This window comes from Sinomonas flava (assembly GCF_039531875.1).
Classification (GTDB): Bacteria; Actinomycetota; Actinomycetes; order Actinomycetales; family Micrococcaceae; genus Sinomonas; species Sinomonas flava.
The window spans coordinates 295434-309015 of the sequence record NZ_BAAAQW010000006.1; the positions used below are offsets into that span (position 1 = coordinate 295434).

Below are 13582 nucleotides of genomic sequence, written 5' to 3' on the forward strand. Positions count from 1 at the left end.
TTGTCGGTGTAAAGGCCCCACAGCAAACCCAGAGCCTGAGCGAGAGCCTAAGAGGGTAGCGATGAAGCGCACAGACCTTGAGAACAACTCGGAGCGGACGGCGTCCTGGACCGCCGCATCGCTGACCGCCGCCTCGGCTGTGGCCGCGCTCGCGCTGGCCTCGCTGGGGAGCGGCGCCTTCGGCGGCGTCCCGGTGCAGGATGCGGCCGGCGGATACCTCTCCAGCACGGCCACCCCCGTCGCACCTGCCACCACCGCGTTCTCCATCTGGAGCGTGGTCTACCTCGGCCTCCTCGCCTACGCCGTGTGGCAGCTCCTCCCGGCTGGGCGCCGGAGCCCGCGACAGCGCGCCATCCGGCCGTGGGCTGCGGCGTCGATGCTGCTCAACGCGGCCTGGCTGTGGGCGTCACAGCTCGGGTCGCTTCCCGCAACGCTCGTGGTCATGCTCGCGCTGCTCGCCGTCCTCGTGCGCATCGCCGTCCTGCAGTGGTCCGTCCCGCCCGGATCGCGGGCCGAGGCCATCGCCTCGGACGGCACCTTCGGCCTGTACCTAGGGTGGATCTGCGTCGCGACGGTGGCCAACACCGCGTCCCTGCTCGGGTGGGCCCTCGGCATCCGGCCCGGCGATCCCGCGCCTTCGCTTCCCGGCGGCATCCCCGCCGAAGTCACTGCCGTCGCCGTGCTCGCGGTCGCTGCCGCAGTCGGAGTAGGCCTCGCGCTAAGAGGCAGCTGGGCGCCTCTGGTCGCGATCGCCTGGGGCCTTGCATGGATCGCGGCAGCACGCCTGACCGGCCCACTCGCCATGCCTGCGGTGGGGATCGCGGCGGGGGCCGCGGCCGCCGTGGTGCTCGCCGCAGGGGTACTCGTGCGCTTCGCTCCCTCCCGCCGTCTTCACACGCGGGCGCCGCGGGAGGCGCACGCATGAGCCGGACAGTCGCCGTCACCGGCGCGACGGGGTACATCGGAGGCCGGCTCGTCCCGCGGCTCCTCGACGCAGGGCACCGCGTGCGGGTGCTGACGCGCGACTCGTCGAAGCTCCGCGACGTCCCGTGGGGGCACGACGTCGAGGTGGTCACCGGCAGCCTCGACGACGCCGGCGCCGCGGCGGAACTGTGCGACGGCGCCGACGTCGTCTACTACCTCGTGCACTCCATGGGGGCGCACGCCGGAGAGGACTTCTCCGCCCGCGAGCGCGCATGCGCGCGCACCCTCTCCGCCGCAGCGCTTGCCGCCGGCGTGTCCCGGATCGTGTACCTGAGCGGGCTCAACCCGGGCACCAGACTCAGCCGTCACCTCGCCTCACGCACTGAGGTGGGGCGCATCCTCAAGCAGTCGGGGGTGCCGACGGCCGTCCTCCAGGCGGGGCTGGTGATCGGCTCGGGCTCGGCCAGCTTCGAGATGGTCCGTCACCTCACGGACGTCCTGCCCGTCATGCCGGCGCCCCGCTGGGTGCTCAACCGTGTCCAGCCGATCGCCGTCCGCGATGCCCTGCACTACCTCGAGGCCGCCGCCGACCTGCCCGGCCACGTCAACCAGGACTTCGACATCGGCGGCCCGGACGTTCTCACCTACGCGGACATGATGCGCGGGTACGCCCGCGCGGCGGGTCTGCGGGAGCCGCTCATCCTGGCCCTTCCGGTCCTGACGCCGTGGCTCGCAGCGCAGTGGGTGAACCTCGTGACCCCGATCCCGCGCATGCTCGCGATACCGCTCGTCGAATCCCTGCAGAACGACTGCGTCGTGCGCGAGCACAGCATCGACGCCTACATCCCGCGCCCCGAGGGAGGTCTGACGGGCTACCAGCGTGCCGTCGAGCTGGCCCTCGGCAAGATCGCCCAGGGCGAGGTTGAGACCACCTGGGCAGGGTCGTCCGCGCTGGACGCGCCGAGCGACCCTCTGCCCAGCGACCCGGACTGGTCCGGCGGGACCGTCTACACCGACCTTCGCACCGAGACCAGCTCGGCGCCGGCTGAGCGGCTGTGGGACGTGGTCGAGGGAGTCGGCGGCGAGAACGGGTGGTACTCGTTCCCTCTGGCCTGGGCGGTCCGCGGATGGATCGACAAGCTCGTCGGCGGGGTCGGACTCCGGAGGGGCCGGCGCAACCCGCACCGCCTGCAGCTGGGAGAGGCGCTCGACTGGTGGCGGGTCGAGGCGCTCGAACCCGGCAGGCTCCTGCGGCTGCGAGCCGAGATGCGGGTGCCGGGCAGGGCCTGGCTCGAGATGACGGTCGAGCCCCGTGGCGAGGGGAGCGCCTACTCCCAGCGCGCCGTCTTCGTGCCACACGGCCTGGCGGGGCGCCTGTACTGGCTCGCCGTCCTTCCGTTCCACGGAGTCATCTTCCGTGGGATGGCCTCCAGGATCGCCGCCGCGGCGGAGGCCTCGTCCGCCGCACGCCCCGCAGACCGCACCCCACTGAAGGAGACGCACTCATGAAGGCTCGACAGCGCTGGATCCGCTGGCTGATTCCCGTCGGGCTCGTCGCCGTGTGGTTCGCGCTCAGCGGTCTGGGCGGACCGACCTTCGGCAAGCTCTCCTCCGTCTCGAGCAACGACCAGGCGACCTTCCTCCCCGCCAGTGCAGAGTCCACGGAGGTGAGGGCGTGGCAGCAGAAGTTCACGGAGTCCAACGCGATCCCCGCCCTCGTCGTCGTGGAGAAGGACGGCGCGCTCTCCCGGACCGACCTCGCCGCTCTCGCCCCCCTCGCGGCCGAGCTCGCGTCCGTGGAGGGCGTCGCCCCAGCCCCGGCCGGCGCGCCGTCCAGCGTGGTCGGCCCCATCCCCTCCCAGGACGGTCGGGCGGCGCAGTTCATCGTCCCGATCGCCGACACTGACCAGCTGCGCGCGGTGATCGCGGGGCTCCGCGGCAAGGCCGGTGGGGTGCCCGAGGGGATGCGCGCCTGGGTGACCGGCCCCGCCGGGCTCACTGCAGACCTCGTCTCCGCGTTCGGAGGAGTCGACGGGATCCTGCTCCTCGTCGCGGTCGGGGCGGTCTTCCTGATCCTGCTCCTTGTGTACCGTTCTGCGGTGCTGCCCTTCTTGGTCCTGTTCGCCGCCGTCGCGGCGCTCTGCGCCTCCGTCCTGGCCATCTACTGGCTCGCAAGGGCGGGCTGGATCAGCCTGAGCGGGCAGAGCCAGGGCATCCTCTCGATCCTCGTGATCGGGGCTGCGACGGACTACGCCCTCCTGCTCGTCGCCCGCTACCGTGAGGCCCTGCACCAGGTCGAGTCGCGGTGGTCCGCGATCGTCCGGGCGTGGCGCGCCGCCTTCGAACCCATCCTCGCCTCCGGCGCCACCGTGATCCTGGCGCTGCTCTGCCTGCTGTTCTCCGACCTCAACTCGAACCGCAGCCTCGGGCCGATCGCCGCCGTCGGCATCGGCTTCTCCCTGCTCTCGGCACTCACCTTCCTCCCGGCTCTGCTCGTCCTGTTCGGCCGGTCGACGTTCTGGCCGCTGCGTCCGAAGTACGACGCCGGGCACGCACCCGCGCGGCACACCGGACCGAGCGCGTGGGCAGCGGACGGCTCCGATTCAGTGCCCGGGCTCGAGGGGGTCCGCGGGCTGTGGCGGCGGATCGGCTCCATCATCGCGCGGCGGCCCCGGGTGACGTGGATCGTGGCGCTCGTCGTCCTGGCGGCGGGCGTGGCGGGCCTGCCGCAGCTTAAGGCCAACGGCGTCGAGCAGACCCAGGTTGTGCTGACGGCGACCGACTCGGTCGAGGGCCAGAAGGTCTTGGCCCGGCACTTCGACGCCGGTTCCGGCAGCCCCGTCGTCGTGGTCGCGCGGCAGGACCGGGCCGAGGCAGTGCTCAAGGAGGTGCAGTCCACGCAGGGGATCAGCTCCGCGGCGGTGTACAGCGGTTCGGGCGCGCCGAGCGCCCAGACGCCGGGCGCCGTCGTGCGCGAGGGGCGAGTGCTCGTCAACGCCGTCCTCGCCTACCAGCCCGATTCGGCCGAGGCCGAGCAGGTGGTGACGCAGCTGCGGTCCTCACTCGACGCCGCCGACCCCGAGGCGCTGGTCGGAGGCGTCACCGCCATCGCACTGGACACGAACCAGACCGCCCAGGCGGACCTGCGCAGGATCATCCCGCTGGTGCTGGGCGTCATCCTGGTGGTGCTGATCCTGCTCCTGCGCTCCCTCGTGGCACCGCTGATCCTCATCGGATCGGTCGTGCTCTCGTACGCGGCGGCCCTCGGGGTGTCCGCGCTCGTGTTCAACCACCTCTTCGGGTTCCCCGGGGCGGACGCGGCGGTTCCGCTGTTCGGGTTCGTCTTCCTCGTGGCCCTGGGCGTGGACTACAACATCTTCCTCATGACCCGCGTGCGGGAGGAATCGCTCGCGCACGGGACACGGCCGGGGATCCTCCGGGGGCTCGCCCTGACGGGCGGTGTCATCACGTCCGCTGGGGTGGTGCTCGCGGCGACGTTCGCCGCCCTCGGCGTCATCCCGATCCTGTTCCTCGTGCAGATCGCGTTCATCGTCGCGTTCGGCGTCCTGCTGGACACCGTGGTGGTGCGGTCGCTGCTCGTGCCGGCGCTGGCCTACGACATCGGCCCCGCGATCTGGTGGCCCTCACGCCTCGCGCGGAAGTCCGGGCCGCCGTCGGCAGCCCGGACCCCCGCGAGGGCGGAGGCGCTCTCCTAGTCCGTCGTCTGCTTCGCCCAGAGGTTGATGCCGGAGTCCACGGCGTCCTGGTCGATCGCGGCGAGTTCCTCCTCGGTCAGCGGGGGCCCGGCCAGCGCATCCAGATTGGTGTCAAGCTGCTCGACCGAGGAGGCGCCGATGACCGCCGAGGTGACCCGGGGGTCCCGTAGAGCCCACTGGAGGGCAAGCTGGGCCAGCTTCTGACCGCGGCCGGCAGCGATCTCGTTGAGCCGTCGCACGTGGGTCAGGACCCTCTCGTCCAGATGGCCGGGCAGGATGGACGAGCCCTCACGGGCCGCGCGCGAGTCGGCGGGGATGCCGTCGAGGTAGCGGTCGGTCAGGAGGCCCTGGGCGAGCGCGGTGAACACAATGCAGCCCATCCCCTGGGCTGCGAGCTCGTCGAGGAGGTCCTCCTCGATCCAGCGGTTGAGCATCGAGTACGAGGGCTGGTGGATGAGCAGCGGAGTGCCGAGGTCGCGCGCGATCCGCGCGGCCTCGCGGGTCTTCGACGCCGAGTACGAGGAGATCCCCGCGTACAGCGCGCGCCCGGACCGGACAGCGGTGTCGAGCGCCATCATGGTCTCCTCGATGGGCGTCTCGGGGTCGAAACGGTGGCTGTAGAAGATGTCCACGTAGTCGAGCCCGAGCCGCTTGAGCGACTGGTCCAGGCTCGTGAGGACGTACTTCCGGGACCCGCCGCCCTGGCCGTACGGCCCCGGCCACATGTCCCAGCCGGCCTTGGTCGAGATGATCAGCTCGTCCCGGTAGGGCGCGAAGTCGTCCCGCAGGTACCGGCCCATGTTCTCCTCGGCGCGGCCGTACGGCGGTCCGTAGTTGTTGGCGAGATCGAAGTGGGTCACGCCGCGGTCGAACGCGCGCCGCAGGATCGCCCGCTGCGTCTCCTCGGACCGGTCGGTCCCGAAGTTCTGCCACAGTCCCAGGGAGAGGGCGGGGAGCTTGAGGCCGCTCCGCCCCGTGGAGCGGTACTCCATGGAGTCGTAGCGGTTCTCGGCGGCCGTGTAGGACATGGGTGGTTCCCTTCGCTCTGGGTGCTTCCGCGTCACAGCCTACGGAAGCGGCCCTCGAGGCGGAGGGATCTCCGCGGGCACTGGCCACAGCAGTCCCCGTCTCATATCTTTTACATGTCCAATGCGAGGAGCTGGGTCCTCGCATTGGCGTCTTTGGGGGCATCCGCGGCCGCCGGGAGGCGTGGCCCCCCGGCGGCCGCGGGTGACGTGGCGCAGAAGTGACCGGCCGTCAGACGGCCGAGGGAATGTGCTAGATCTCCAACGAGGGTCGCAGCACGCCGGCGGCGCGCACGACGGCGGCGCTCACCTCCTCGAGGCCCGGCGAGTCGAGCGTCCACGACTGCCAGAACAGCTCGAGGTCCTCGCTCCAGGACGGGTCCAGCTCCACCAGGACCCCGTCCGGGTCCTGCTGGTCGGGCACCATGCCCCAGCCAAGGCCCGCCGCGACCGCCTCGACGTACTGCACCGAGTCGGGGATGAAGTGCTGCGGCGGGGTCGCCTCCGGCGCCACCCGCGCCAGCAGGGCGAGCTGGTGCGAGTCCTTCCGGTCGTACTGCATGACGGGTGCCGCGGCCAGAGCCTCGGCGGTCGCCCCGCCCGAGAACCACCGCGCCGCGAACTCGGCCGACGCCTTCGCCCGGTAGACCATGGTCCCCAGCGGCCGCACGCTGCACCCCTGCACCGGCCGCGGGTCCGCGGTGACTGCCCCCACAGCGTCCCCGGAGCGCAGCAGGTCCGCGGTGGCGTGCTCGTCGTCGCGGAGGAGCTCGACGGCGATCCGCCCTCCCAGCGCGACCTCGCGGATCGCCGGCGGCAGCCACGTCGCGATCGAGTCGGCGTTCGCCACGATCGGCACCCTGAGCCGCTCCGCCCGCCCGGCGCCGCCGCCCCCGGAAACCGAGCCCGCGGCGTCGTGCGTACTGCCGTCGGCACCCGAGGCGCGGAGGGCGAGCAGGGCCTCATCGGCGAGCAGGAGCAGCTGGCGGGCCGAACGCAGGAGCCGCTCCCCCGCAGGGGTGGGGACCACGGGCTTGAGCCGGCGCACGAGGACGCTGCCGACGCTGCGCTCGAGCGCCTTGATCCGCTGGCTGACGGCGGAGGGGGTGATGCGCAGCTCGTCCGCCGCTGCCTCGAACGTCTCCTGGTCCACGACGGCGGCGAGCGCCCGCAGCTGCTCCAAGTCCATGAAGAGATGCTAATGCAGATACAGATATCGTTAGTTGCTCTTCAGAATGGCGCTCCGTACCGTCGGAGGGTGATCCTCTCCTACCTCGCGGGGCTCGGCGCGAGCCTCGGCCTCATCGTCGCGATCGGCGCGCAGAACGCGTTCGTGCTCCGTCAGGGCATCAAGCGCGAGCGGGTGCTGCCGGTGGTGCTCGTGTGCGCGGCCAGCGACGCGGCCCTCATCTTCGCCGGAGTGGCCGGGGTCGGAGCGGTGGTGCAGAGCGCGCCGTCGCTCCTCGAGGTGGTCCGCTGGATCGGTGTGGCATTCCTGGCCGCCTATGGACTCTTCGCGGCCAAGCGGGCGCTGCGGCCCGGAGCCCTGCACGCCTCCGAGGCGCGCGGCAACGAAACGGCGTGGGCCGCCGTCGCGACGGTCCTGGCGCTGACCTGGCTCAACCCCCACGTGTACCTCGACACGCTCGTGCTCCTTGGCTCCCTCGCGAACGCCCAGGGCGACGGGCGCTGGGCCTTCGGCGCCGGCGCCGCGACCGCGAGCGCCCTCTGGTTCCCGACGATCGGCTACGGCGCCCGCTCGCTGAGCGGCTTCTTCGCCCGCCCCTCGGCCTGGCGCATCCTCGACGGCTTCGTGGCCGTGCTCATGGTCACCCTCGCGGCGATGCTCGCCTTAGGCGGCTGAGGCACGACGGCGCGTGGTCGCCGTCGTGCGTGCTGGCCGCGTGGGGGTGGCCGTCGGTCGCTCGGGGGCCCACTGGGTCAGGCGGCGCCGGTGCACGCCTCGAAGAGCCTCCCCGCCGCGCCTGTCTCCTCGGCGAAGACGGTGGGCACGAGGCGGAGACCGTGGCCGGTGTCCGTCGCGGCCATCTGCACCACGAGCCCCACCGTGGGGCGCAGGGCTTCCGGGACCTGCTCGGCGACGACGACGGGCACCACGACAGTGTGCGGGCTGCGGCCCTGCTCGGCGGCGGCAGCGGACGCCGCGCGCTCCAGCTGCGCGGCGTCGGCCAGTCCGGGCTGGATGTCGACGGCGTAGCGAGTGCCGGTGGCCGGGTCATCGAGGATGAGGGCGTGCACGCTGTGGGAGCGGTGGGCGGCACGGAGGGCGCCCAGCCCGAGGATGTCGGGGTCGGCGGCGATCGCGTCGCGCAGCCACTGGCCGCCGGCATCCACGTGCCGTGCGGGCCAAGAGGTGTCGAGCAGTACGGTGTCCCAGTGGGAGAGGTCCACGAGCACGATCCGGCCCGTCGCGTCGTCGGCGAGGCGGACGCAGCCTGAGGAGGGCGCGTCGGTGATGGTGCCCGTGCGGGTCTCTGTCCCCGAACGGAGTGCGAGGCGGTCGCCCGGCGCCAGCGCGTGGCGTTCTGGCGAGTCGGCTGTGGTGCTCATGAGGTCGTCTCCTGCCGCCGGGCTGTCCCCTTCCCGGCACGCCGACTTTACATGTAGAGAACTGCTTTCGGACAGGAACTCGCTCCGCCAGGGAAATGTCTGTCCCTATTTCTTGCGGCTCTGCGCTGTCTTCTTCGTGTTTGCCTTCTCCAGCGCGTCGACCAGCTCACCCTTTGTCATGTGCGAACGGCCCGGGACGTCGAGCTTCTTGGCGAGGTCGTAGAGGTGCTGCTTCGATGCATTGGCATCAACACCTCCATGGGTTTCGCGCCGAGTCGTCTTGCCGCCCTTGGCCTGCTCGTCGGACGGGCCCTTGCCTTCCTTGGGCTCCCAGTGGTCACCGACCTTCTCGTGCGTGTGCTTCAGGGCCGAGTAGGCGACGCGGTGGGCCCGCTCCTCGTCGTGGTAGCTCTCCTCAGCTGAATCGTGGGCCTTGGCGAAGGTCTGCTGCGCCTTTTTGCCCGAGCGCTGAATCGTCGAGGGGAGTTCGTCCTTCCTCGCCTTTCCGCTCTTGTCCGTCTTCGGCATCGCGTCCTCCGTTTCGTCGGTATTCGTCAGAGCTCGCTTTGCATGGCTGACTACCCCGAATGGCGCGGTTTATGCGGACGAATTCGGGGTCTGCTGACCAGAAGCCGCGCTCAATTACGCCGCGCAGTTGCCTCCCGCATCAGCCGCTGCAGCACCCTCCGCGCATCCTCGGCCCTGGCCTGCGCCCTGCGCAGTCCAGCGTCTGCCGACGCCTTCTCCTGGACGGCGATGCTGAGGAGGATATCGAGCTCGGCATCGCTGAAATCCCTCAGTCCAGCCAAGATCAGACCTCCATCCCTCAGGGGGATCGCTTGTGCCTATGGGCCCTGAATAGCCGTGACCCCGGACCCATACCCGCCGCGGCACATTCGGAAACCCCGCCGCAGTCGTCGGCGGGTCGGCCGCCCGAACCGAGCCGCAGCCGTCGTGCGCCGACGCCCGCCGCGGGGCGGGGCTGCCGCTGCCGGCCCCCTGAAGCGCGCGGGGGAACGACGGCGGCGAACGCGCGCGCCAGCACCGGGCCGGGCTCGCCGGCGGGCGTGACGAGGGCGACGGCCGCGGTCGTCGGCTCCTCGCCCAGCTCGAGCACGCGGGTCCCGGCAGGCGCGCCCATCGTGCGCACCCATGATTCGGGCAGAATGCTGGCCCACGGCCCGGCGCCGACGTGGGCGAGCAGCGTGACGATCGAGTCCGCCTCGAGGCGCGGCGTCGCGGTGAGCCCGCGGGCCGCAAAGGCGTCGTCGACCACCTGCCGGCCCTGCATCCCGGCACTCAGCAGGCACAGGGGCAGCTCGGCGGCGTCCGCCCATTCGACCCGCGTGGGTGCCCCAGGAAGCAGGTCCGCTCCTGCGACGAGCACCTGCCTTTCCTCGTACAGCGGCGTCACGCGCAGGCCGTCGGTGTCCTGCCTGCCGGGGTGGATCACGCCGGCATCGAGGTCGAAGGCATGGATCCTGTCGATGACCTCGGCCGAGCGCAGGCTCGTCTCGAGCCGCACCGTAACCAGCGGGTGCTCCGCGCAGAACGCATCCGTCAGCTCGGCCACCGTGGCGGCCGCCGCGGGCACGACGCCGACGCGCAGCTCCCCCGTCAACCCGGTGCGGAGGGCCGTGACCTCCTGACGGAGTGCGTCGTGGTCGGCGAGGATGCGGCGGGCCCAGTGGACCAGCCTCTCGCCCTCCGGGGTCAGGCCCTCGAACGCGTGCCCGCGCCGCACGAGCGGCACCCTGAGCTCGCGCTCGAGCTTGCGGATCGCCTCGGACAGGGTGGGCTGCGAGACGAAGCACGCACTCGCCGCCCGGCCGAAGTGCCGCTCCCGGGCCAGCGCCACGAAGTACTCCAGTTGGCGGAACAGCATGCGCCCATTGGACCACGCGGATGGCTGGCCCGGGCCTTTTCGATAGGCGGCGCCGATCGACCGGTCGGAAGAACCGCTTGGACGCCGGGGGAGCAGGTGGGCGAGGCTGGGAAGGACCCACCCAGGAGAAGATGTGCCGGACTACCCCCTGCCCGCCGCGCCCCGCCTGCCTGCCGCACCACGCTTGCCCGCCGCGCACGACGGCGCGTGGCTGCACGCGTGCCGGGTGGCCCTCGGCCTCGCGGTGCCGGGCCTGGCGCTGGTCCTGGCCGGCAGGCCGGACCTCATCATCTACGCGGTGTTCGGCTCCTTCGCCGGAATGTACGGCCGCGGCGAGCCGCGCTGGCTCCGCCTCCGCCACCAGGCCCAGGCCGGGTCGGTCCTGCTGGCGGGGGCATCGATCGGCATCCTCGTCGCGGCCGCACAGGCGGGTCCTTGGCTCCTCGTCGCCTGCGCGGTGCCGTTCGCGTACGCCGCCGCGGTGGCGACCGATGGGCTGGGCCTGAACCCGCAGGGCCCGTTCTTCGGGATCTTCGCGCTCGGAGCACTCGCCACCGTCCCGCCGGGACGCGTCTCACCGACCACTGGCCTGGCGATTTGCGCCGCCACCGCGGCGTTCTCGGTGGCCCTCGGGCTGCTCGGCGGAGGGTCGCCGGCCAGTCTGATGCGCCACGAGACCGAGCCGGGGCAGTCCCGGCTCGCGCTCACCGCGGCCCATGCGGGCCGCTACGCCCTCGCGACAGCGGCCGCCGGGTCCGCCGGGGTGCTGCTCGGCGTCGACCACGCCAACTGGGCCATCGCCTCGGCCGTCATTCCGCTCGCCGCGGCCGATCCGGGGCGCCACCTGCGCCCGGGCCTGCCAAGCGTCCTGCGCCGCAGCGGCCACCGGGTGCTCGGCACCTTCGCAGGGCTCGCGGTGACGCTCGCGCTGTTCGCGCCCGGCCTCGACGCCGCCTCGGCGGCCCTCGCCGTCATGGCACTGCTCTTCCCGACCGAGCTGTTCATGGCCCGGCACTACGGCCTCGCCCTCGGCTTCTTCACCCCGCTGATCCTGATGATGACCCAGCTCGCCGCTCCCGCCGACCCCACCGTCCTCGTGGCATTCCGGGCGCTCGACACGGTCATCGGAGTCGCGGCCGGCGTCCTCGTGGCCGCGGTGGCGCTGCCCCGCACCCGGGCGAGGCTGCTCGCCGTCGTGCGCTGAGGTGGGCGCCCCACGCCAGGGGCCCGGCGGCGTGGTTGCCCCCGCGCGCAGCGGGTCTCGAGGGCGACGACGCGCGGCGGCTCCCCGGTGCACGACGGCCGCGACGCCGTCGAGTTCCGGCCGTGCGCGCCACCGGCTCGAGCCGGCCGGTCCCGGGATGGAGGGTGAGGCGTGCGCTCTTCCCCACGTTTCGGCGGGGCCTCAGCTCTCCGGCGCGGCCGAGCCCAGCAGCGGCATGGGTTGAAGCGTAAAGCTGGGGAGGATCGGGGGCGAAAGCTGGGGAGGACGGACACAGCGGGTCGAGGGGACCGGCTCGTCCGCCGGAGATCCCCGCCTCCTCAACGGGAGACGGGCGACCCCTCGACGGGCGAAAGGTGACTCTTCGACGAGGGAAGGAAGAACAGGCTCGCCGCCGCCGCGAAGCACAGCACCGCGGCGGACATCCACGCCGGCAGGTACGAGCCTGACATCTCGCGTCCCCAGCCGGCGAGGAATGCCCCGACCCCGGCGCCGACCATGTGCGAGGCGAAGACCCACCCGAACACCACCGAGGACTTCGCGGCCCCGAAGTGCTCCCTGCACAGCGCCACGGTGGGCGGCACGGTCGCGACCCAGTCCAGGCCGTAGAACACGATGAAGATCCACAGCGGCGGCTCGACGTCCGGCCCGAGCAACGCGTTGACCGTCAGGAGGGACGCCCCGCGCAGCGCGTAGTACGCGACGAGCAGGAGCCACGGCCTCATCCGGTCGGTCAGCCACCCCGACGCCACGGTGCCGATCACGTCGAAGACGCCGATGAGCGCGAGCAGCCCCGAGGCGGTGGTGGCGGCCATGCCGTGGTCGTGCGCGGCGGGGATGAAGTGGGTCTGCATGAGCCCGTTGGTGCTCCAGCCGCACACCCAGAAGGTGAACAGCAGGATCCAGAACGCCCTCGAGCGCAGCGACTCCCGCAGGATCGCGATCGCCTCCGCGGCGGCACTCCGGCGCGCGACGGCGCCCGCTTCCTCCCGCTGCGGCGCGCTGTCTGCAGCGGCGCCGTAGGGAAGGGTGCCCGCCTCGGCGGGCGAGTTCGCGAACGGCCACGCGAGCAGCGGCACGATCGCGAGGGCGAACACGGCGACGAGCACCGCGGCGGTCCGCCACCCCTCGTGCGACGCGAGGTGCACGACGACGGGCAGGAAGACCAGCTGGCCGCACGCGTTCGCCGCGGAGAAGAAGCCCATGACGAGTCCGCGGCGGGCGGCGAACCAGCGGTTGGCCACGACGGCGCCGAAGACGAGCGCGAGCATCCCGGTGCCGACCCCGATGAAGGCTCCCCAGAGGACCCAGAGCTGCCAGGCGGCTGTCATCAGCGTGGTCAGACCGCTGCCGGCCGCGACGAGCAGCAGCGCCGCCGCCACGACCTTGCGCAGGGTGAACCGCTCCATGAGCACCGCCGCGAACGGGGCGACGAGCCCGTAGATGACCAGGTTCGCGGTCACCGCGCCGGACGTCTCCGCCCGGGTCCAGCCGAACTCGGCCTCGAGCGGCTCGAACAGGGCACCGGTCGTCGAACGGAAGGCGGCCGCGGCCACGAGCGCGAGCAGCGTCACGGCCGCCACGAGCCACGCGCGGTGGATCCCCCGGCGCACGACGGCGGGTGCCGCCGAGCGCTGGGACGTCTCCGTCACGCGCCGCCCTCGAGGACGCGGCGCAGGGTGTCGAGGTCGCTCTGCACGGCCGCGGCGTCGGCCTCGAAGTCCTCATCCGTCATCTCCTCGGCGCGGCGGAGATGGAACACGGCCAGGCTGTGCGTGCCGTCGGCGAGGATGCGGAACTGGTTCAGGACGGTGCTGCCGTCCGGCAGCCTGACCTCGTGGTCGAGGATCCCCGCATCGGTGTCCCCCACGAAGCGCACCTCGACCTCCCCCATCGACGACTCGGCGATCCAGCGGCCGTGCTCCTCGCGGATGCCTCCCGCTAGACCCTCGGCCCAGCGGGGAAGGTTCGCCGGATTGCCGGCGAAGGCCGAGACGGCACGCGGCGACAGCGCGATCGCAGCGCTCAGATGGCGGAACTCTGACACGCGTTCAGGGTACGCCCCCGCCGTCTCGGGTACAGAAAATCGCCCCCCAGACCGTCTCGGGTACAGATCATCCGCCCCTCACGCATCTCGGGTACGAGCGCTGGCCATCCGAGGCGTGCGCCCACCCGAAAATGCCGATATGGGAATATACGAAGATTCGCCCATGAGCTGAGCGGCATGGACCAGGCGCGG

General features: G+C 72.1%; 13 protein-coding genes. 5 read left to right on the plus strand and 8 right to left on the minus strand.

The features are described from left to right. Nucleotides 1-61: 61 nt before the first annotated feature. Genes ABD298_RS12695 through ABD298_RS12705 form a run of 3 tightly spaced genes read left to right on the plus strand, consistent with a single transcriptional unit; the run spans nucleotide 62 to nucleotide 4640 of the window. Nucleotides 62-925, plus strand: coding sequence for a TspO/MBR family protein (locus ABD298_RS12695; RefSeq protein WP_344300081.1), 864 nt, complete (start codon nucleotides 62-64; stop codon nucleotides 923-925). Beyond that, nucleotides 922-2433 carry an SDR family oxidoreductase gene (locus ABD298_RS12700; protein WP_344300082.1) on the plus strand — a complete coding sequence of 504 codons (1512 nt, stop codon included), beginning with the start codon at nucleotides 922-924 and terminating at the stop codon, nucleotides 2431-2433. Before ABD298_RS12695 ends, ABD298_RS12700 begins: the two co-directional genes overlap by 4 nt. Further along, nucleotides 2430-4640, plus strand: a complete 2211-nt coding sequence (locus ABD298_RS12705; protein ID WP_344300083.1) for an MMPL family transporter — start codon at nucleotides 2430-2432, stop codon at nucleotides 4638-4640. Before ABD298_RS12700 ends, ABD298_RS12705 begins: the two co-directional genes overlap by 4 nt. Here the strand turns inward: ABD298_RS12705 and mgrA are convergent. Continuing rightward, the gene (gene mgrA, locus ABD298_RS12710) at nucleotides 4637-5668 is read right to left on the minus strand and encodes an L-glyceraldehyde 3-phosphate reductase (protein WP_344300084.1); all 1032 of its coding nucleotides are present in this window, start codon (nucleotides 5666-5668) and stop codon (nucleotides 4637-4639) included. The genes ABD298_RS12705 and mgrA overlap by 4 nt on opposite strands. 250 nt (nucleotides 5669-5918) lie before the next feature. Then, nucleotides 5919-6854, minus strand: a complete 936-nt coding sequence (locus tag ABD298_RS12715; RefSeq protein ID WP_344300085.1) for an ArgP/LysG family DNA-binding transcriptional regulator — start codon at nucleotides 6852-6854, stop codon at nucleotides 5919-5921. Nucleotides 6855-6923: 69 nt separating this feature from the next. On the opposite strand from ABD298_RS12715, the gene ABD298_RS12720 reads away from it, so the two are divergent. After that, a complete protein-coding gene (locus tag ABD298_RS12720; protein WP_344300086.1) occupies nucleotides 6924-7529 on the plus strand; it encodes a LysE/ArgO family amino acid transporter in 606 nt (201 codons plus the stop codon). 77 nt (nucleotides 7530-7606) lie between these two features. On the opposite strand, the gene ABD298_RS12725 is transcribed toward ABD298_RS12720, so the two are convergent. From ABD298_RS12725 to ABD298_RS12740, 4 genes are all read right to left on the minus strand, one after another. After that, the gene (locus ABD298_RS12725; protein WP_344300087.1) at nucleotides 7607-8236 is read right to left on the minus strand and encodes a hypothetical protein; all 630 of its coding nucleotides are present in this window, start codon (nucleotides 8234-8236) and stop codon (nucleotides 7607-7609) included. Nucleotides 8237-8341: 105 nt separating this feature from the next. Next, complete coding sequence (locus ABD298_RS12730; RefSeq protein ID WP_344300088.1) at nucleotides 8342-8764, minus strand: ChaB family protein; 423 nt, start codon at nucleotides 8762-8764, stop codon at nucleotides 8342-8344. A gap of 110 nt (nucleotides 8765-8874) precedes the next feature. Further along, nucleotides 8875-9045 carry a hypothetical protein gene (locus ABD298_RS12735; protein WP_344300089.1) on the minus strand — a complete coding sequence of 57 codons (171 nt, stop codon included), beginning with the start codon at nucleotides 9043-9045 and terminating at the stop codon, nucleotides 8875-8877. Between the two features lie 17 nt (nucleotides 9046-9062). Further along, nucleotides 9063-10121, minus strand: coding sequence for a LysR family transcriptional regulator (locus ABD298_RS12740; RefSeq protein ID WP_344300091.1), 1059 nt, complete (start codon nucleotides 10119-10121; stop codon nucleotides 9063-9065). Between the two features lie 133 nt (nucleotides 10122-10254). Here ABD298_RS12740 and ABD298_RS12745 point away from each other — a divergent pair, with 133 nt between their 5' ends. Next, entirely contained in the window at nucleotides 10255-11325 is a 1071-nt protein-coding gene (locus ABD298_RS12745; protein WP_344300092.1) for an FUSC family protein, read from the plus strand. A 338-nt stretch (nucleotides 11326-11663) separates the two neighbouring features. Here the strand turns inward: ABD298_RS12745 and ABD298_RS12750 are convergent, their stop codons facing one another. Then, complete coding sequence (locus ABD298_RS12750; protein WP_344300093.1) at nucleotides 11664-12995, minus strand: MFS transporter; 1332 nt, start codon at nucleotides 12993-12995, stop codon at nucleotides 11664-11666. Then, the gene (locus ABD298_RS12755) at nucleotides 12992-13390 is read right to left on the minus strand and encodes an SRPBCC family protein (RefSeq protein WP_344300094.1); all 399 of its coding nucleotides are present in this window, start codon (nucleotides 13388-13390) and stop codon (nucleotides 12992-12994) included. Before ABD298_RS12755 ends, ABD298_RS12750 begins: the two co-directional genes overlap by 4 nt. Nucleotides 13391-13582 lie beyond the last annotated feature (192 nt).

Excerpts from the sequence above, each read along its gene's own strand:
- ABD298_RS12700 (WP_344300082.1), top strand. The coding sequence starts at position 922 with ATGAGCCGGACAGTCGCCGTCACCGGCGCGACGGGGTACATCGGAGGC.
- mgrA (WP_344300084.1), bottom strand. The coding sequence starts at position 5,668 with ATGTCCTACACGGCCGCCGAGAACCGCTACGACTCCATGGAGTACCGC.
- ABD298_RS12740 (WP_344300091.1), bottom strand. The coding sequence starts at position 10,121 with ATGCTGTTCCGCCAACTGGAGTACTTCGTGGCGCTGGCCCGGGAGCGG.
- ABD298_RS12725 (WP_344300087.1), bottom strand. The coding sequence starts at position 8,236 with ATGAGCACCACAGCCGACTCGCCAGAACGCCACGCGCTGGCGCCGGGC.
- ABD298_RS12730 (WP_344300088.1), bottom strand. The coding sequence starts at position 8,764 with ATGCCGAAGACGGACAAGAGCGGAAAGGCGAGGAAGGACGAACTCCCC.
- ABD298_RS12695 (WP_344300081.1), top strand. The coding sequence starts at position 62 with ATGAAGCGCACAGACCTTGAGAACAACTCGGAGCGGACGGCGTCCTGG.
- ABD298_RS12705 (WP_344300083.1), top strand. The coding sequence starts at position 2,430 with ATGAAGGCTCGACAGCGCTGGATCCGCTGGCTGATTCCCGTCGGGCTC.
- ABD298_RS12715 (WP_344300085.1), bottom strand. The coding sequence starts at position 6,854 with ATGGACTTGGAGCAGCTGCGGGCGCTCGCCGCCGTCGTGGACCAGGAG.